The organism is Microcoleus sp. Pol7_B2, from assembly GCF_036701035.1.
Classification (GTDB): Bacteria; Cyanobacteriota; Cyanobacteriia; order Cyanobacteriales; family Microcoleaceae; genus Microcoleus.
This window is the reverse complement of sequence record NZ_JAUBQB010000007.1, coordinates 1-16,739: the sequence shown is the minus strand read 5'-3', so window position 1 is coordinate 16,739 and position 16,739 is coordinate 1. Positions and strand designations below refer to the sequence as shown.

General features: G+C 48.4%; 28 protein-coding genes. 26 read left to right on the top strand and 2 right to left on the bottom strand.

Translation table 11 applies throughout. The features are described 5' to 3' along the window. Positions 1 to 16: 16 nt before the first annotated feature. The 24 genes from rplP to prfA all read left to right on the top strand — a co-directional run bounded on the left by rplP (position 17) and on the right by prfA (position 14,976). Positions 17 to 436: a 50S ribosomal protein L16 gene (gene rplP, locus QUA57_RS04505; RefSeq protein WP_333059807.1), complete on the top strand. Its 420-nt coding sequence runs from the start codon at positions 17 to 19 to the stop codon at positions 434 to 436. A 159-nt stretch (positions 437 to 595) separates the two neighbouring features. Next, positions 596 to 877 carry a 50S ribosomal protein L29 gene (rpmC, locus tag QUA57_RS04500; RefSeq protein WP_333059809.1) on the top strand — a complete coding sequence of 94 codons (282 nt, stop codon included), beginning with the start codon at positions 596 to 598 and terminating at the stop codon, positions 875 to 877. A 68-nt stretch (positions 878 to 945) separates the two neighbouring features. Next, the gene (rpsQ, locus tag QUA57_RS04495) at positions 946 to 1,194 is read left to right on the top strand and encodes a 30S ribosomal protein S17 (RefSeq protein ID WP_006634992.1); all 249 of its coding nucleotides are present in this window, start codon (positions 946 to 948) and stop codon (positions 1,192 to 1,194) included. A 116-nt stretch (positions 1,195 to 1,310) separates the two neighbouring features. Beyond that, positions 1,311 to 1,679 carry a 50S ribosomal protein L14 gene (gene rplN / locus QUA57_RS04490; RefSeq protein ID WP_006634991.1) on the top strand — a complete coding sequence of 123 codons (369 nt, stop codon included), beginning with the start codon at positions 1,311 to 1,313 and terminating at the stop codon, positions 1,677 to 1,679. Position 1,680: 1 nt separating this feature from the next. After that, complete coding sequence (gene rplX / locus QUA57_RS04485; protein ID WP_242719707.1) at positions 1,681 to 2,043, top strand: 50S ribosomal protein L24; 363 nt, start codon at positions 1,681 to 1,683, stop codon at positions 2,041 to 2,043. A 142-nt stretch (positions 2,044 to 2,185) separates the two neighbouring features. Continuing rightward, entirely contained in the window at positions 2,186 to 2,731 is a 546-nt protein-coding gene (rplE, locus tag QUA57_RS04480) for a 50S ribosomal protein L5 (protein WP_006634989.1), read from the top strand. Positions 2,732 to 2,753: 22 nt separating this feature from the next. Then, positions 2,754 to 3,158, top strand: coding sequence for a 30S ribosomal protein S8 (rpsH, locus tag QUA57_RS04475; protein ID WP_190657976.1), 405 nt, complete (start codon positions 2,754 to 2,756; stop codon positions 3,156 to 3,158). Positions 3,159 to 3,280: 122 nt separating this feature from the next. Continuing rightward, positions 3,281 to 3,829 (top strand): 50S ribosomal protein L6, encoded by a 549-nt coding sequence (gene rplF / locus QUA57_RS04470; RefSeq protein WP_333039622.1) that lies wholly within the window; start codon positions 3,281 to 3,283, stop codon positions 3,827 to 3,829. 2 nt (positions 3,830 to 3,831) lie between these two features. Continuing rightward, entirely contained in the window at positions 3,832 to 4,194 is a 363-nt protein-coding gene (rplR, locus tag QUA57_RS04465) for a 50S ribosomal protein L18 (RefSeq protein WP_333039624.1), read from the top strand. Between the two features lie 162 nt (positions 4,195 to 4,356). Continuing rightward, positions 4,357 to 4,905: a 30S ribosomal protein S5 gene (rpsE, locus tag QUA57_RS04460; protein ID WP_190745441.1), complete on the top strand. Its 549-nt coding sequence runs from the start codon at positions 4,357 to 4,359 to the stop codon at positions 4,903 to 4,905. A gap of 146 nt (positions 4,906 to 5,051) precedes the next feature. Further along, entirely contained in the window at positions 5,052 to 5,498 is a 447-nt protein-coding gene (gene rplO / locus QUA57_RS04455; RefSeq protein WP_006634984.1) for a 50S ribosomal protein L15, read from the top strand. 102 nt (positions 5,499 to 5,600) lie between these two features. Continuing rightward, on the top strand, positions 5,601 to 6,905 hold the full coding sequence (gene secY, locus QUA57_RS04450) for a preprotein translocase subunit SecY (protein ID WP_333039629.1): 1,305 nt from the start codon (positions 5,601 to 5,603) through the stop codon (positions 6,903 to 6,905). 5 nt (positions 6,906 to 6,910) lie between these two features. After that, on the top strand, positions 6,911 to 7,495 hold the full coding sequence (locus QUA57_RS04445) for an adenylate kinase (protein WP_333059810.1): 585 nt from the start codon (positions 6,911 to 6,913) through the stop codon (positions 7,493 to 7,495). Between the two features lie 293 nt (positions 7,496 to 7,788). Next, positions 7,789 to 8,013 carry a translation initiation factor IF-1 gene (gene infA / locus QUA57_RS04440; protein WP_006276978.1) on the top strand — a complete coding sequence of 75 codons (225 nt, stop codon included), beginning with the start codon at positions 7,789 to 7,791 and terminating at the stop codon, positions 8,011 to 8,013. A 368-nt stretch (positions 8,014 to 8,381) separates the two neighbouring features. After that, positions 8,382 to 8,495, top strand: coding sequence for a 50S ribosomal protein L36 (gene rpmJ / locus QUA57_RS04435; RefSeq protein ID WP_015178722.1), 114 nt, complete (start codon positions 8,382 to 8,384; stop codon positions 8,493 to 8,495). 83 nt (positions 8,496 to 8,578) lie between these two features. After that, entirely contained in the window at positions 8,579 to 8,962 is a 384-nt protein-coding gene (gene rpsM / locus QUA57_RS04430) for a 30S ribosomal protein S13 (protein WP_006634981.1), read from the top strand. Positions 8,963 to 9,046: 84 nt separating this feature from the next. Continuing rightward, positions 9,047 to 9,445 (top strand): 30S ribosomal protein S11, encoded by a 399-nt coding sequence (rpsK, locus tag QUA57_RS04425; RefSeq protein WP_332978136.1) that lies wholly within the window; start codon positions 9,047 to 9,049, stop codon positions 9,443 to 9,445. Between the two features lie 174 nt (positions 9,446 to 9,619). Beyond that, positions 9,620 to 10,564, top strand: a complete 945-nt coding sequence (locus QUA57_RS04420; protein ID WP_332958426.1) for a DNA-directed RNA polymerase subunit alpha — start codon at positions 9,620 to 9,622, stop codon at positions 10,562 to 10,564. Between the two features lie 125 nt (positions 10,565 to 10,689). Further along, a complete protein-coding gene (rplQ, locus tag QUA57_RS04415; protein WP_190657966.1) occupies positions 10,690 to 11,040 on the top strand; it encodes a 50S ribosomal protein L17 in 351 nt (116 codons plus the stop codon). Between the two features lie 29 nt (positions 11,041 to 11,069). Next, positions 11,070 to 11,912 carry a tRNA pseudouridine(38-40) synthase TruA gene (gene truA / locus QUA57_RS04410; RefSeq protein ID WP_333059811.1) on the top strand — a complete coding sequence of 281 codons (843 nt, stop codon included), beginning with the start codon at positions 11,070 to 11,072 and terminating at the stop codon, positions 11,910 to 11,912. A 139-nt stretch (positions 11,913 to 12,051) separates the two neighbouring features. Beyond that, positions 12,052 to 12,507 carry a 50S ribosomal protein L13 gene (gene rplM / locus QUA57_RS04405; protein ID WP_015178725.1) on the top strand — a complete coding sequence of 152 codons (456 nt, stop codon included), beginning with the start codon at positions 12,052 to 12,054 and terminating at the stop codon, positions 12,505 to 12,507. Continuing rightward, the gene (gene rpsI / locus QUA57_RS04400; RefSeq protein ID WP_006634975.1) at positions 12,507 to 12,920 is read left to right on the top strand and encodes a 30S ribosomal protein S9; all 414 of its coding nucleotides are present in this window, start codon (positions 12,507 to 12,509) and stop codon (positions 12,918 to 12,920) included. Before rplM ends, rpsI begins: the two co-directional genes overlap by 1 nt. 307 nt (positions 12,921 to 13,227) lie before the next feature. Further along, on the top strand, positions 13,228 to 13,536 hold the full coding sequence (gene rpmE, locus QUA57_RS04395; protein WP_333059812.1) for a 50S ribosomal protein L31: 309 nt from the start codon (positions 13,228 to 13,230) through the stop codon (positions 13,534 to 13,536). A 345-nt stretch (positions 13,537 to 13,881) separates the two neighbouring features. Beyond that, positions 13,882 to 14,976, top strand: coding sequence for a peptide chain release factor 1 (gene prfA / locus QUA57_RS04390; protein WP_333059813.1), 1,095 nt, complete (start codon positions 13,882 to 13,884; stop codon positions 14,974 to 14,976). A 152-nt stretch (positions 14,977 to 15,128) separates the two neighbouring features. Here the strand turns inward: prfA and QUA57_RS04385 are convergent, their stop codons facing one another. Next, a complete protein-coding gene (locus QUA57_RS04385) occupies positions 15,129 to 15,536 on the bottom strand; it encodes a hypothetical protein (protein WP_333059814.1) in 408 nt (135 codons plus the stop codon). A 27-nt stretch (positions 15,537 to 15,563) separates the two neighbouring features. Between QUA57_RS04385 and QUA57_RS04380 the strand changes: the two genes are divergently transcribed. Then, entirely contained in the window at positions 15,564 to 15,692 is a 129-nt protein-coding gene (locus QUA57_RS04380; protein ID WP_333059815.1) for a hypothetical protein, read from the top strand. Positions 15,693 to 15,770: 78 nt separating this feature from the next. Further along, complete coding sequence (locus tag QUA57_RS04375) at positions 15,771 to 15,932, top strand: hypothetical protein (protein ID WP_333183910.1); 162 nt, start codon at positions 15,771 to 15,773, stop codon at positions 15,930 to 15,932. Between the two features lie 185 nt (positions 15,933 to 16,117). Here the strand turns inward: QUA57_RS04375 and QUA57_RS28620 are convergent, their stop codons facing one another. Next, the gene (locus QUA57_RS28620) at positions 16,118 to 16,717 is read right to left on the bottom strand and encodes a group II intron maturase-specific domain-containing protein (RefSeq protein WP_333059818.1); all 600 of its coding nucleotides are present in this window, start codon (positions 16,715 to 16,717) and stop codon (positions 16,118 to 16,120) included. Positions 16,718 to 16,739 lie beyond the last annotated feature (22 nt).

Here is a 16,739-nt window from a genome sequence, read left to right as displayed (position 1 = left end):
CCCAACTCCCAAAGCCATGTTAAGCCCTAAAAGAACGAAATTCCGCAAACAACAGCGCGGGCGAATGAGCGGTATTGCCACCCGCGGCAATACAGTTAGCTTTGGCGACTTCGCGCTCCAAGCCGTCGAACCCGCCTGGATTACTTCCCGCCAAATAGAAGCCGGACGCCGCGCCATGACCCGCTATATCCGCCGGGGTGGCAAAATTTGGATTCGCATTTTTCCCGACAAACCAGTCACCGAGCGCGCAGCAGAAACCCGGATGGGTTCTGGTAAAGGCTCACCAGAGTTTTGGGTGGCCGTGGTCAAACCGGGCCGGGTAATGTTTGAAATTGGCGGCGTAACTGAAGAAACTGCCCGCGAAGCAATGCGTTTGGCATCTTTCAAACTACCAATTAAAACCAAGTTCATCACTCGCGAAGAAGGCCAGTCATAGCGAAGAGCGAAGGTAGAATTAGGTCTGTATTAATCAGCATTTTAAACGGCTACAGCATTTTAAAATCTGGCTTTCATAACTTTTCTTTCCTTCGACCTTCAGCCTAAGAGACAATTATGTCTTCTGTCATACCGCTCGCTAACGAGAAAGCACACAATTATGTCTTTGACCAAGATTAAAGAAGCTAGAGAATTAAGCGATGCTGCAGTAGCAGAGCAAATTTTAGCCGTCAAGCGCCAACTAATGGAATTGCGGCTCCAGCAAGCTACCGGCCGCATGGAAAAGCCTCACCTGTTCAAGCACGCCAAACACCGGCTAGCTCAATTGATGACAGTTGAACGCGAGCGCCAAATCGTTGCTGAGAAAGAAGCGGCAGAAAAATCAGCCGTAGCTCAAGAAGCCGCAGGTTCGGCTCCCAGCCCAGAAGTCAGCCAAGAGTGAGCAGCAACCTAGCCTCGGATCGCACAGTAGCTAAAAACAAGTCAATTGCACAACAAAAATAGGTAGGTATGGCAATTAAAGAACGAGTTGGCGTAGTAGTCAGCGACAAGATGGATAAAACCGTCGTGGTAGCAATCGAAAACCGCTCCTCTCACACCAAATACGGCAAAATCGTAGTCCGCACCAAGCGCTACAAAGCTCATGACGAAGAAAATCAGTGTAAATCTGGCGATCGCGTCCGCATCACTGAAACTCGCCCACTGAGCAAAACCAAACGTTGGACGGTTGCTGAGATTTTCGGGACAAAAAACGGCTAACAGTTAATTGCGATCTCGCGCTCGCCCGATCGGTACTTGATTAATCAATTAGTCGTCAACAGTCAACAGTTAACAGTCAACAGTTAACAGTCAACAGTTAACAGTCAACAATCACCATGATTCAACCCCAGACATACCTCAATGTCGCCGACAATAGCGGAGCCCGCAAACTGATGTGCATCCGCGTATTGGGAGGCGGCAACCGTCGCTACGGCGGAGTCGGCGATGTCATCATTGCCGTCGTCAAAGACGCCATCCCCAATATGGCCGTCAAAAAATCAGATGTTGTTCGGGCTGTCATTGTCAGAACCCGCAAAGGTCTGCGTCGCGACAGTGGCATGAGCATTCGTTTTGACGATAACGCCGCCGTTATTATCAACGTAGACGGCAACCCCAAAGGCACTCGCGTCTTCGGCCCCGTTGCCCGCGAATTGCGCGACAAAAACTTTACTAAAATCGTTTCCTTAGCCCCGGAGGTACTTTAAAATGTACGGAAAAAAGGGTAAACCAACTAGCGAGCCGCAGCGCTACAGAATGCACGTCAAAGCGGGCGACACCGTGCAAATAATTACTGGCAAAGAGAAAGGAAAAGTCGGAGAAATCTTAAAGACATATCCTAAAGTCAGCAAAGTAATTGTTAAAGGTGTAAACATCAGAACAAAGCACGTCAAGCCCCAGCAAGAGGGAGAGTCCGGGAAAATACTCACATTTGAGGCTCCCATTCACAGCTCAAATGTCATGCACTATTCCGAAAAAGAAAAAATAGCTAGCCGCGTTTGCTATACATTTAGCGAAGACGGTCGGAAACTGCGACAGCTCAAAAAAACTGGAGAAATCATCGATCAATAGTGATTTGTTATCAGTCATCGGTCATTAGTCCGCCTTCTGACAAGTGACTTTTCAACTCATAACTAACAGCTAACATCGGTGGGACGGACAATCGACAAATTCCCTGACCAAGCCCAGGGACAGTTAACGAAACACAAAAACTATGCCGGACAAACTCAAAGTTCTTTATCAAGGAAAAATCGTTCCCACACTGATGGATCAGTTTAAATATACTAATATCCATCAGGTTCCCAAACTCGTCAAAGTCACAGTGAACCGCGGTTTGGGAGAAGCATCTCAAAACGCTAAGGCACTCGATTCGTCGATCAACGAAATTGGCATCATCACCGGTCAAAAACCAGTGGTGACGCGGGCAAAAAAAGCGATTGCAGGCTTCAAAATCCGCAAAGGAGTACCCGTCGGCGTTATGGTGACGCTGCGCGGCGATCGGATGTACGATTTTCTCGATCGGCTGATCAACCTCGCACTCCCCCGAATCCGCGACTTCCGCGGCATCAGCCCCAAAAGCTTCGACGGGCGCGGCAACTACAGCTTGGGTCTGAGAGAACAGCTAATTTTTCCAGAAATAGAATATGACCGCATCGATCAAATTCGAGGCATGGACATTTCAATTATCACCACAGCAAACACCGACGAAGAAGGACGCGCCTTGCTTAAAGAAATGGGAATGCCGTTCCGGGACAACTAAGCACTAGAGTAAGAAGCAAAAGATGGCAGCTAACGATACCATAGCAGATATGTTGACGCGCATTCGCAATTCTTGCATGGCGCGCCACCAAACAACGCAAATTCCAGCTACAAAAATGACCCGCAGCATCGCCCAAGTCCTCAAAAGTGAAGGCTTCATCGGCGAATTTGAAGAAGCAGAAGCAGAAGGGGTCAAGCGACATTTAGTGCTTTCTCTAAAGTACAAAGGTAAAACTCGCAAGCCCATTATCACGGCACTTAAGCGAGTCAGCAAACCAGGACTGCGCGTTTACTCGAACCGTAAAGAATTGCCCAGAGTGTTAGGCGGAATTGGCATAGCCATTATTTCCACCTCCAGCGGCATTATGACGGATAGAGAAGCTCGACGCCAAGGTTTGGGCGGTGAAGTGCTTTGTTATGTTTGGTAGTCATTAGTCATTAGTCATTAGTCACTGGTCGTTGGCAACCGACTCAAAAATCAATCACTAAGGACTAATAACTAAGCACTAATAATCAAGGACTAATAACTAAAAACAAAGGACAAAAAACTATGTCGCGAATTGGCAAGCGTCCGATTAGCATCCCCACGAAAGTCACCGTCACCCTAGACGGTCAAAAAGTAGCCGTCAAAGGCCCTAAAGGTGAACTTTCCCGAGTTATCCCAGCCGAAATCCTTATGGGAATTGAAGGCGAGACTTTACTCGTTACTCGCCGAGACGAATCTCGCGTCGCCAGACAACTGCACGGCTTGTGCCGCACCCTAGTCGCAAACATGGTCGAAGGTGTATCTCAAGGTTTTCAGCGGCGTCTCGAAATTATCGGCACAGGTTATCGGGCACAGGTTCAAGGACGGAACCTGATTTTAAACGTCGGTTACAGCAAACCCGTTGAAATGCCCCCTCCCGAAGGCATCACAATGGCAGTTGAAGGCAACACCAACGTCATTGTCTCCGGCATTGACAAAGAACTCGTAGGCAATACAGCAGCCCGCATCCGCGCAGTGCGTCCGCCCGAAGTCTACAAAGGCAAAGGCATTCGCTACAGCGGCGAAGTCGTCCGGCGCAAAGCTGGTAAAACAGGCAAAACAGGTAAGAAGTAACAATGAAGCTTACTCGCAAAGAATCAGTCCAGCGCAGACACCGCCGTGTTCGGCGCAAGGTGTTCGGCACCGCCGAACGTCCCAGACTAGCGGTATTTCGTTCAGAGCAGCACATCTACGCTCAAGTAATCGACGACACCGCCCAGCACACTTTGGCCGCCGCGTCAACCCTCGATCCCGAATTGAAGTCAACTCTCAGTTCTGGCGGCAACTGCTCCGCGAGCGTGCAAGTCGGTCAGTTGATTGCCAAACGCTGTTCCAGCGCTGGCATAGTCAAAGTCGTATTCGATCGGGGGGGCAACCTCTATCACGGTCGTGTCAAAGCCCTCGCAGAAGCAGCTCGCGAAGCGGGGTTAGACTTCTAGAGGGGGTAATGGGTAGCGGGTAATGAGTAATTAAAAAGTAAAAAGTCAAAAGTTGAAAGTTAAAAGGCAAAATCCAGATTTCTTCTATTTTTACTTTTTACTCAAACAATTACCACTTGCCGATCGCCTTTCACCAATTACTAATTCCCACAGGACAAAACTATGGCAGAACAAAAAGAACAGCGCAACAAGAAAAAAAGCAGCAGCAACAACAAAGGGCGCGAAAAAGAATCCGAATGGCAAGAACGGGTTGTTCAGATTCGGCGCGTTACCAAAGTAGTCAAAGGTGGTAAAAAACTCAGCTTCCGCGCCATAGTCATTATCGGCAACGAACGCGGTCAAGTTGGAGTAGGAGTCGGCAAAGCTAGCGACGTAATCGGTGCCGTTAAAAAAGGCGTCGCTGACGGCAAAAAGCACCTAATTGAAGTCCCTCTCACCAAATCTAACTCCATCCCTCACCCCATCAACGGTGACGGCGGCGGAGCTAAAGTGATGATGCGGCCGGCCGCTCCGGGAACCGGGGTAATTGCAGGGGGAGCAGTGCGAACTGTTCTCGAACTAGCAGGAGTCCGCAACATCTTAGCCAAACAGCTAGGTTCTGGAAATCCCTTAAACAACGCCCGAGCCGCAGTCAATGCCCTCTCCACCCTCCGCACCTTGTCCGAAGTTGCTCAAGAGCGCGGAATTCCAGTAGAAAATCTCTACGGTTAGGGCACGCGAGAATGGGAAACTGTAAGTTTTGAGTGTTAAGTGCTTGCGGTGAAAATAAAAAAATCCGCAACTTAAAACTCACGCACTCAAAACTACTGCGTACCCCCTCTCTAAATACCAATTACCAATTACCAATTACTAAAACTATGAGATTGCAAGACGCCCGACCCAAAGCAGGCTCCCAAAAGCGCCCCCGACGCTTGGGCAGAGGTATTTCTGCCGGTCAAGGCGCGAGCTCCGGCAAAGGGATGCGCGGTCAAAAATCTAGAGCCGGTAGCGGCACTAGACCCGGTTTTGAAGGAGGTCAAAATCCTCTCTACCGCCGTCTCCCCAAGTTGAAAAGCTTCCCTCTAGTGAACCGGAAAGAGTACACTACCATTAATGTAAGTAAATTAGCATCGCTGCCAGCAAACACCGAAGTTACTCTCACCTCTTTGATCCAAGCAAAAATTGTCACCACAGACGACGGGCCGCTGAAAATCTTAGGAGATGGTGAACTGAATGTACCTTTGCAAGTGCGCGCCTCGGCTTTTACCGCAGGTGCTCGCACCAAAATTGAAGCTGCAGGCGGAAGTTGTGAATTAGTTGCGTGAAGATTTGAGGTTTGAGAGTCTGTCCAAATCTCAAATCCTCAAGCTTGCTATCAGAAAATGATTTAGTCGAAAATCCCAAATCTAAAATCCAAAATCGTAACTATGGACGTTAGTAGAGAGAAAGCGCCAACTGCACAAGAGACGTTCATGCAGATGGCTCAAGCTGCTGGTTTACGAGGCCGCATCCTCGTAACAGTTGGCTTACTGATTTTAGTACGCCTGGGTGTCCACTTGCCAGTCCCCGGCATTGATCGAGTCGCCTTTGCCCAAAACGTCCAAAATAGCCCTTTAATTGGCTTTCTGGACTTGTTCTCAGGAGGCGGCTTGTCAGCGTTGGGGATTTTCGCGTTGGGGATTTTGCCCTACATTAATGCTTCAATTATTGTGCAACTTCTAACTGCGGCTCTGCCAAGCTTAGAAGACTTGCAGAAAAATGAAGGAGAAGCGGGGCGACGCAAAATTTCTCAAATTACTCGCTACGTTTCTTTGGGCTGGGCAATTCTGCAAAGTATTGGCATTGCGATTTGGGTCAGCCCTTTTGCTCAGTCTCCATCGCCTTTATTCATAGCACAAACTGCTTTGGCTCTGACAGCCGGCTCAATGTTTGTGATGTGGATATCGGAAGTGGTGACGGAACGAGGTATCGGGAACGGAGCGTCGCTGCTGATTTTTATCAATATTGTGTCGGTATTGCCGCGCTCTTTGGGACAAACTTTTGAATTGGCTCAAAGTGGGGACACGCAAGTTGTCGGTCGCGTAGTCGTTCTGCTGCTGGTCTTTTTGGTAACTATTGTCGGGATTGTTTTTGTTCAGGAAGGTACTCGCCGCATTCCGATTATTTCGGCCCGTCGCCAAGTCGGCCGCAAAGTTTATCGGGAGAGCCGGAGTTATCTGCCCCTGCGCTTGAATCAAGGCGGAGTGATGCCGATTATTTTTGCATCTTCGGTGTTGATTGTGCCTTCTTTCCTCGCTCAGTCTCTCAATAACCCGTTTTTGGTTCAAGTTGCTAATGTTTTGAGTCCGAACGGCCCTGCCCCTTGGGCTTACGCGCTGTTTTATCTAACTTTGATTCTGTTCTTCAGCTATTTCTACGCTTCGTTGATTGTAAACCCCGTAGATATGTCTCAGAACTTGAAGAAAATGGGCGCTAGCATTCCTGGAATTCGTCCGGGTCAGAAAACGAGTGATTATGTGGAGAAGGTTTTGAACCGTTTGACTTTCTTGGGAGCGATTTTTCTCGGTCTGGTGGCAATTGTACCAACTGCTGTAGAAAGCGCGATCGGTGTGCAAACTTTTAGAGGTTTTGGCGCAACTTCCCTACTGATTCTAGTAGGTGTGGCGATCGAAACTGCTAAGCAAATTCAAACTTACGTCATCTCCCAGCGATATGAAGGAATGGTGAAGTAATCGTAATGCAATTTATTTTCATGGGACCTCCAGGGGCGGGAAAGGGAACTCAGGCTCAGATATTAGGCGCTCTCTGGAAAATACCCCACATTTCTACGGGCGAAATCCTACGCGCCTGCGTGGTGGCGAAAACTGCCTTGGGCTTAAAGGCGCAAGCTTACATGGACAGGGGTGAGTTGGTTCCCGACCAATTGCTGATGGATATCGTGCAGGAACGCTTGAATGAACCGGACGCGAATGCGGGCTGGATTCTCGACGGCTTTCCCCGCACTGTTGCCCAGGCAACTTTTTTAGACAAACTGCTGCAGGAGCTTAGCGGTGCCGAGGGGAGTACATCGAACCCCAAATGTGGTCTCAAAGCTGTTAATCTCGACGTGCCTGACGACATTTTGGTGTCTCGCCTGCTGTCGCGGGGCCGGCAGGATGACAATGAGGAGACGATCCGCCGTCGGTTGCAAGTTTATCGCGAGCAAACTGAGCCTTTGATTGATTTTTACAGCGGCCGTCAACAGTTAGTTGCGGTTGATGGCGATCGAGCAATGGAATTAGTCACCGCAGAACTGCAACAATCTCTCTCGATCGACTCTTGAACCCTCTCAATACGGCTTGTTACTCACAAGCTTTTGCTAAGATATGTTAACTAGGAGCTTTTTGTGCTATCAGGTTTTGTGAGGGTTGCTAGAGACGGGATTGAACTTGATACTAATTGCCACAACTTTACTCAAGTAAAGCTAAAACAATTGGTTGGTTGAGTCAACAAGTCGATCGAGTCGCCCTAATTATTGCCCCCCGTTCCCGTTTGACTCCTACCAGTAAATAGGTTTTGAGGCCAACCCCGGGACACTCCTAGTTAATCAAATGTAGAGTTGAGGTAAATACCAAATTGTCTAAGCAAGATTTAATTGAAATGGAAGGGACAGTGACGGAATCCCTGCCCAATGCGATGTTTCGCGTTGACCTAGATAATGGGTTTAACGTGCTGGCTCACATTTCCGGCAAGATCCGCCGCAACTACATCAAAATTCTGCCTGGCGATCGCGTCAAAGTCGAATTGACTCCCTATGACTTGACCAAAGGCAGGATTACTTATCGCCTTCGGAAAAAATAGGCTTAGATAAAACTTTCTAAAAACGAATTCTAAGTTTAATTTAGAGAGAATTTGGTAAAAAGCTTCAAATTTATGCTATAATGCTACGTTTGTAGTGTTGCCGAGAAGGGCGTCAACAACCTACCGGTGTACCGGGTTAAGTCATTGTTACACCGTAAAAGTATCGCTCGCCAACACTCTGGCGCCGGCGAACTTTACCCAGCAATGGGAGTGGGTGCAAGCGGGCTCCTTCATGAAACAACCCGCACTTTATACAATTTAATCGAGGAGAGGTCTACACCTTGCCCAGCCTCTCCTCCCACCGCTCTACGGGCAGTCCCAGCGTGCCTGTTCTCCGCTAGAGCGGGGTTCTCCAGGCAGGAAGAAAGATGAAAGTTCGAGCATCTGTCAAAAAAATTTGTGAGAAATGTCGCGTCATCCGCCGTCGCGGTCGAGTGATGGTGATATGCACTAACCCGAAACACAAACAGCGCCAAGGTTAGAAAAAACGAAGATTGGGTACTGCACGCAGGTGCATCCTAATTGAACATTGTAGCCAAACAGGAAAACTAGGGAGACAAAAAGTGTGGCACGGATTGCCGGGGTAGACCTTCCACGCGATAAGCGCGTCGAAATAGGTCTGACATACATTTACGGAATAGGCTTGTCGCGGGCCCAAAAAATTATCGCTGCAACAGGCGTCAATCCTGACACTCGCGTCAAGGATTTAACAGAGGCCGACGTGACAGCTCTGCGGGCTCATGTAGAAACCACATACCAAATCGAAGGAGACCTCCGGCGCTGGGAGTCAATGAACATCAAGCGCCTGATGGACATCGGAACTTATCGCGGTCGGCGTCACCGTTTGGGTCTGCCGGTGCGGGGACAACGAACCCGTACCAACGCCAGAACCCGTCGTGGCGTCCGCCGAACAGTTGCGGGCAAGAAAAAGGCACCTTCCAAGAAGTAACATCTTTTTTGGAAAAATACGCTGGGGGCTGCTGGCTCCTAGCGCTTCTGGACATTAGTTGAGAGAAACGTTAAAGAGACTAATATGGCGCGACCACAAACAGGCAAGAAATCTGGTGCAAAAAAGCAGAAACGGAATGTACCCAATGGGGTAGGCTACATCCAGTCTACCTTTAACAACACGATTGTAACTATTACCGACCTCAACGGTGAAGTGATATCCTGGGCATCGGCAGGTTCCAGCGGTTTTAAAGGAGCTAAAAAGGGAACTCCCTTTGCCGCTCAAACAGCAGCAGAAAGTGCTGCCCGCAGAGCCAACGACCAAGGAATGCGCCAAATAGAAGTAATGGTGAGCGGGCCCGGAGCAGGTAGAGAAACTGCAATCCGGGCGCTGCAAGGGGCGGGACTGGAAATCACCCTGATTAGAGATGTTACCCCAATTCCTCACAACGGCTGTCGCCCTCCCAAGCGGCGTAGAGTCTAAAACGATTTGAGATTTTAGATTTTAGATTTTGGATAATGGCTAACTGCTTAAAGTCAAAAACTAATGGTTCTAACTGTTGCCCCGTCCATCCAAAATCCGAAATCCGTTCAGGGGTATGCTCTGCAATCTAAAATCCAAAATCAAAAATCCAAAGTGGAAAAGGGAGGTCACTCCGTGGCGCAGTTTCAAATTGAATGTATAGAGTCTAACACTGACAAAGACCGCAGTCAGTACGGAAAATTTGTCCTGGAACCGCTCGATCGCGGTCAAGGAACAACTGTTGGGAATGCGCTTCGGCGAGTTCTGCTGTCAAATTTGGAAGGAACGGCAGTAACTTCAGTCCGAATCGCGGGCGTCAATCACGAGTTTGCCACGATCGAAGGGGTACGTGAGGATGTTCTAGAAATTCTCCTGAACATGAAAGAGGTGGTCCTCAAAACTCATTCTCAGCAGCCGCAAATCGGCAGGTTGCGGATTGAGGGGCCTGTCACAGTTACGGCCGATAGATTCGATTTGCCCTCAGAGGTGGAATTGATCGATCGCTCCCAGTACATTGCAACTCTCTCGCCCGGCTCAGTTCTGGAAATGGAATTCAGAATTGAAAAAGGCATCGGATACCGAGCAGTAGACCGCAGTCGCGATGATGGGTCGGCTTTGGATTTTCTCCAAATTGACGCTATCTTTATGCCGATTCGCAGAGTCAACTACAGCGTTGAAGATGCTAGGGTAGGCGGCACGGTCGAGAAAGACCGGCTGATTATGGAAATCTGGACTGATGGCAGCGTGACGCCTCAAGAAGCTTTGAGTCAATCTGCCCACATCCTGGTAGATTTATTTGCACCTCTCAAAGACATCACCCAAGATTCTCTCAAACCAGAGTATCCAGGTGAAGCCGATCCTACCAGCCAAATTCCGATCGAAGAATTGCAGTTGTCCGTCCGGGCTTACAACTGTCTCAAGCGGGCTCAGATCAACTCAGTCGCAGACTTATTGGATTATACCCAAGAAGACTTGCTCGAGATCAAGAACTTCGGGCAGAAGTCTGCCGAAGAAGTGATTGAAGCTTTACAAAAACGCTTGGGCATTACCTTGCCACAGGAAAAATCAGCTAAAAGTTAATCAACGGGTAACGGGTAAAAAAGTTCTGAATTTTAAGTAGGTGAGTTTTTAAGTTAAAGAAATCACCGCTCAAAACTCGCGGACTATCCCGGCACCCAATTACCAATTACCAATTACCAACTGCTATGCGTCACCGCTGTCGCGTTCCCCAACTCAACAAACCGGCTGACCAGCGCCGCGCCCTGCTGCGCTCGCTGACCACCGAATTAATCCGCCACGGTAAAATTACTACCACTCTCGCCCGCGCCAAAGCGCTGCGCCCAGAGGCGGACAGAATGATTACCCTGGCAAAAGATGGCTCCTTGGCCGCTCGCCGGCAAGCTATGGGCTTTATCTACGACAAACAGTTAGTACACGCCTTGTTTGAAGCAGCCCAAGAACGGTACGGCTCGCGCAACGGGGGCTACACCCGCGTAGTACGAACTGTCCCCCGCCAAGGAGACAATTCCGAAATGGCGATCGTTGAACTGGTTTAATTCAATTTTGGGTTGGAGATTTGTGATTTATGACTGACAATCCAAAATCCCCAATCGAAAATCCCCAATCGATACAGCGCGTTGCTCTAGTAATCCAATACCTCGGCACTAACTTTCACGGTTGGCAGCGACAGCCGAACCAGCGTACAGTACAAGAAGAAATTGAAACAGCAATATCGACTGTTCTGGAACGCCCGGTAACGCTGCACGCTGCTGGGAGAACCGATGCGGGAGTTCACGCTGCTGCTCAAGTAGCGCATTTTGATGCCCACGGCCCAATTCCGGCTCACCGCTGGGCAAGCGTTCTCAACTCTCGACTGGCAAAAGATATTTTAATTCGAGCTTCGGCAAAGGTGGAACCTACCTGGCACGCTCGGTTCTCAGCCAGTTGGCGCCGCTATCGCTACACCCTTTATACAGATCCGACTCCTAATTTGTTTGTGCGTCCTTTTGCTTGGCACTGCTACCACGCCCCTGTGGATGAATCTTTGATTCAGACAGCTTTGACACCGCTCATCGGGCGGCATCACCTGGCTGCTTTCCACCGCGCGGGCTCAGCCCGCCCCCATTCCTGGGTGGACGTACAAGTGGCAGAGTGTCACCGTTCTGGGCCTCTTATCTATATTGAGGTTCAGGCGAGCGGGTTTCTGTACGGGATGATGCGGCTGCTGGTGGGGTTGCTGGTGCAGGTGGGTCGCGGGGAAAGGCCGATCGACAATTTCACAGATATCTGGGTCAACGAACGCCGAGAAATGGTAAAATATGCCGCTCCCGCTCAAGGTTTGTGCCTGCTGCGGGTTGGCTATTCAGAATTTCCCTTTCCCCCAGATGTCTGGTACGACACTCAGCCAAAATTAGTCATTAGTCATTAGTCATTAGTCATTAGTCATTAGTCATTAGGTAACTACTAATAAAAAACTAAGGACAACTAACAATTAAAAACTGACAACTGACAACTGACAACTGACAACTAACAACAGTTAACAGTTAATAGACAACTAACAACAAACAATGAACAAAACTTACGTCCCTACTCAAGACTCCCTAGAGCACAAGTGGTACGTGGTCGATGCCGCCGACCAGCGGCTGGGCCGTCTGGCAACTGAAGTTGCCATGTACCTCCGGGGGAAACACAAACCGACTTACACTCCTTCTATGGATACCGGCGACTTCGTAATTGTCATCAATGCGGACAAAATCGCTGTTACTGGCAAAAAACGCACCCAGAAAATCTACCGCCGCCATTCTGGAAGACCGGGCGGCATGAAAACAGAAACTTTTGCCAAATTGCAAGCACGTTTACCCGAAAGAATCGTGGAAGAAGCTATACGGGGAATGCTGCCTCACACTTCTCTCGGCAGACAACTGTTTACTAAACTCAAGGTGTACGCTGGCCCCAACCACCCGCACCAAGCTCAAAAACCAGAAGAATTAATTGTTCACACGATTCCGGGAGGAAATGAGTAATGCAAGCAACAGATACATCGGGTCGCGCTGTGTACTGGGGTACCGGACGCCGCAAGCGTTCCGTAGCGCGGGTGCGCTTGGTTCCCGGCACTGGCATACTGACTGTCAATGGTAAAGAGGGGGATTTGTACCTGCAATTCAACCCTACTTATTTGGCTCTTGCTAAGGCCCCTCTGGAAACTTTGGGTCTGGAAAATGAGTACGACATTTTGGTAAAAGTCGAAGGCGGTGGCTTGACAGGTCAGGCTGATTCGATTCGCTTGGGTGTCGCTAGAGCACTTTGTCAATTAGACCCGGACAACCGCAAGCCTCTTAAGACTGAGGGCTATTTGACTCGCGACCCGCGGGCCAAAGAACGGAAAAAGTACGGTTTGCGGAAAGCTCGCAAGGCTCCTCAATACTCGAAGCGATAATCGAGGTTCGGCAGCGGATTGTGTAACGGATGTAACGGATGTAATGAAAGTTCGGCAACGGATTTTTTAACGGATGTAACGGAAGTTCGGATTGACGGATTGAGGGAAGAAGGAAAAAGGAAGAAGGAAGAAGGAAGAAAGAAAAGGCAAGAATCATTCAGATTTTATCTGCCTTTTTTTCAAGTTTATTTCCGATTCCTGATTCCTGGTTCCAAAAGGTATAAGACAAAATTGGTGCTGTTGTTGGTTTAGAAGTCCTGCGGCAGCTAAAATGGTTGTAAACTCCAAAATTAGAGAGTAAAAAACAATGGCAAAAGATGGCATTCACCCTGAGTGGTATCCCGAATCTCAGGTTTATTGCAACGGGGAACTGGTAATGACTGTGGGTTCAACTAGACCAAAGCTTCAAGTTGATGTCTGGTCGGGAAATCATCCTTTTTATACTGGCACTCAGAAGATTATTGATACTGAAGGTCGTGTGGAGCGCTTTATGCGGAAGTATGGCATGACCGAGGTAGAAATGCCGAAGGCAGATGCTTCCTCTGGACCGCTTAAAATGGAAGATCCGAAAGCAGATGCTGCTAAGGCTGCTGGTAAAGGCAAAAAGAAGAAGTAGCCGGATTGTCATTTGTCCGCTGTTTGTTGAGAGTAGTTCTTTCTACTGGCAACTTACCGCCCTCGGATTTTAGATTTTAGATTGAAGACTTCGCTATGCAGGCAGTAGAGTTCGATCGCGTAGAGTTTGATCGACATTCTATCCTAACTGCTCTTGAGTTCTAAAATCTAAAATCTAAAATCTAAAATCTAAAATCGATCCGCCCTCGGATTGGAGAGTTTAGATTGAAGACTTGCTATGCAGGCAGTTGAGTTCGATCGAGATTCTATCCCAACTGTTCTTCAAATCTAAAATCTAAAATCTAAAATCTAAAATCTAAAATCGATTGAAAAAGGACAACTGACAATGGCTGAATCTTATTTGCTGGATAAATTGAAGTCGGTAGAGCAAACTTTTAATGAGTTGACTCGCCGCATGGCTGACCCGGATGTGGCTAGGGACAATCAAGAGTTTCAACGGGTAGCGAAAGCTCGATCGTCCTTGGAGGAAGTGGTCGATACTTTTGCTCTGTGGAAAACCACTCAGGAAGATTTGGTGGGCGCGCGACAGGTTCTCAAGGAAGCTGCGGGCGATCGAGATATGCAAGAAATGGCTGCGCTGGAAGTTCAGGAACTTGAGGCGAAGCTGGAGAATTTGGAAAGTCGTTTGAAGGTTTTGCTGCTCCCCCGCGACCCGAACGATGACAAGAATATTATGCTGGAAATTCGGGCCGGTACTGGCGGTGATGAGGCTAGTATTTGGGCGGGAGATTTGCTGCGGCTGTATTCGCGCTACGCTCAAACTCAAGGCTGGCAGGTGAAGTTGGTGAGCGAGTCGCTGGCGGAAATGGGCGGCTTTAAAGAGGTGATTCTGGAAATTACAGGCGACAGCGTTTACAGCAAGCTGAAGTTTGAGGCTGGAGTACACCGGGTGCAGCGGGTGCCTGTGACTGAGGCTGGCGGCCGGGTGCATACTTCGACGGCGACGGTGGCTGTGATGCCGGAGGTTGATGATGTGGAGATTCACATCGATCCGAAGGATATTGAGATGAGCACGGCTCGATCGGGCGGCGCTGGCGGTCAAAATGTGAACAAGGTGGAAACTGCTGCGGATTTGTTTCACAAGCCGACGGGAATTCGGATTTTCTGTACTGAGGAGCGCAGTCAGTTGCAGAATAAGGAGCGGGCGATGCAGATTTTGCGGGCTAAGCTCTATGAGATGAAGTTGCGGGAACAGCAGGATGAGGTGAAGTCCCGGCGTTTAGCTCAGGTTGGTACTGGTTCGCGATCGGAGAAGATTCGCACTTACAACTATAAGGACAATCGGGCTACGGACCACCGTTTGGGGGAGAATTTCTCGCTCAATAGTGTTTTGGAAGGGGATATTGAGGGGATTATTCAAACTTGCATTTCTCAGGATCAGCAGGAACGTTTGGCTGAGTTGGCTGCTTCTACTAATTGATGGAGTGATGGGGGGCTAGGCGCATTGTTTGCTCAGCCTCAGTCCCCTTGTTACGCGGGAGATATGGTTGAGTAGAGCCTCCCAAATTGCGTCGGCCGCCACTGGATATTTGAAATGTTCGAGGTCGTATTGTACAATGACTTCTAGGGGTGCTAAGATTTGCTGGTTTCGACAACTGGCAATTGCTGCGATCGCCTCTTGTTGCTATCTGGCAAAGAGTCTGTAGCTGAAAAAGGAGCTGCATTTTTCTCCTTTCTTTTCAGGTAAAGGACTATTACTTGATGTTGTTTGGTGTAGACTTTTACTAGGCGATTGACGGGCATTCTCAGGGCTTCGGTAGCTTCTATTTTGGAGATTTGCCAGCATTTGGGTTCGAGCCAACCGGAGGCTGTAAGGCTCTGGCGTGTATGGCTGGGCTTGTGAGTTTTTTGAGTGCGTCTCTTGGTGATTACTATTTCTCCCAAATCAATTTTCAATAAAATTAAAATTTTCAATAAAATTAAAATACTATCGGCTAAATCTTCTCCTGTCAAGCAAGACAGGTAAATTTGTTGGTACACAAGTAAACTAGGAATTGTGGTTATCTCGTGGCTGATTTTGTTGACGCAGAAGCTAACAAAAAACTGAGTGAGGTTGTTAAATTAGCGCGCGGCTCGATGAGTCTGACTGCTTTTGGCAAGCTGTTGGGAGTTTCTGCTGCTTCTGTCTTGTATTGAGAAAAGGGGCAGGTACTTCCAGATACGAAAAATTTGACTCAGATTGCGATAAGAGCAGGCTTTACGATGGAAGAGCTCATGGCTCATCTTGAAGGCAAGCCGGTGCAGGAACCCGTAGATACTAATGATCTGCTTAAAAAAATTCAATGTATACCAATTAGTGAGTTGGCAGTGATTGGTAGAGCTGTGATGGATAGACTCGCGGCGGCGGCTGAGTCGTCTGGGAAATATAATAGTTGATGTATTAGTGGGCAAGTAGACTGCTATAAGTGGGCAAGGGTTGAGTCGAGGGGGGATATTATTCCCCGCCCCTCTCAGTTAATTAGAGTCGATGCCTGTGTTACCACGGGACACCTCTCCTTCAGAACGCGGACGTGCAGCTTTCACTGCATCCGGCTCCTAGTCTGACACCTAATAAGTCGGGTTTAACCCGCTGTTCGGACTCTCACCTGACCATGAACGGTCTGATGCTGGTGACATTCACGATGTAGAACTTCCAAATTTATAGGTTTCCAATTGTCATGGTTGCCGTCGATATGGTGTAATTCTGCAATATCACCTGAAATGAACGATAGATTACATTCTGTACATTTGTGATTCTGTTTCTTGAGAAGTCGTGCCGTTATCCCATCGTAGTGAGCATTCTCTCGTTTTGACCAGTAAACAAAATCGCCATCATAGGGTGATTTATCTCCCTTGACAATGACAAACTTGCAGGCTGACCAACTAACTGCAGGAATTGCTCTTTTTATAACCTTATTGGTTTGATAACGATTGTATCTTCCTTGTTTCCGAATGAATTTCCATAACCAATAGCGCAGTGACCACAGGTTGTGTTGACTCATATCGCAGAATCTATGGTAATTTCTCCACCCTCTTACTACCGAACCACACTGGTTGATGCGATGTTCGAGAGTGAAACGACTATCTTTTATCACTTCTTTAACTTTTGCCTTAATGCTAATTGTAGCTTCTGGGGGGGTGACAACCAGCCTGAAACCCAGAGGTGGTGAGGATTGAGCCAATGTGTGCTAAAAAAAGATAGGC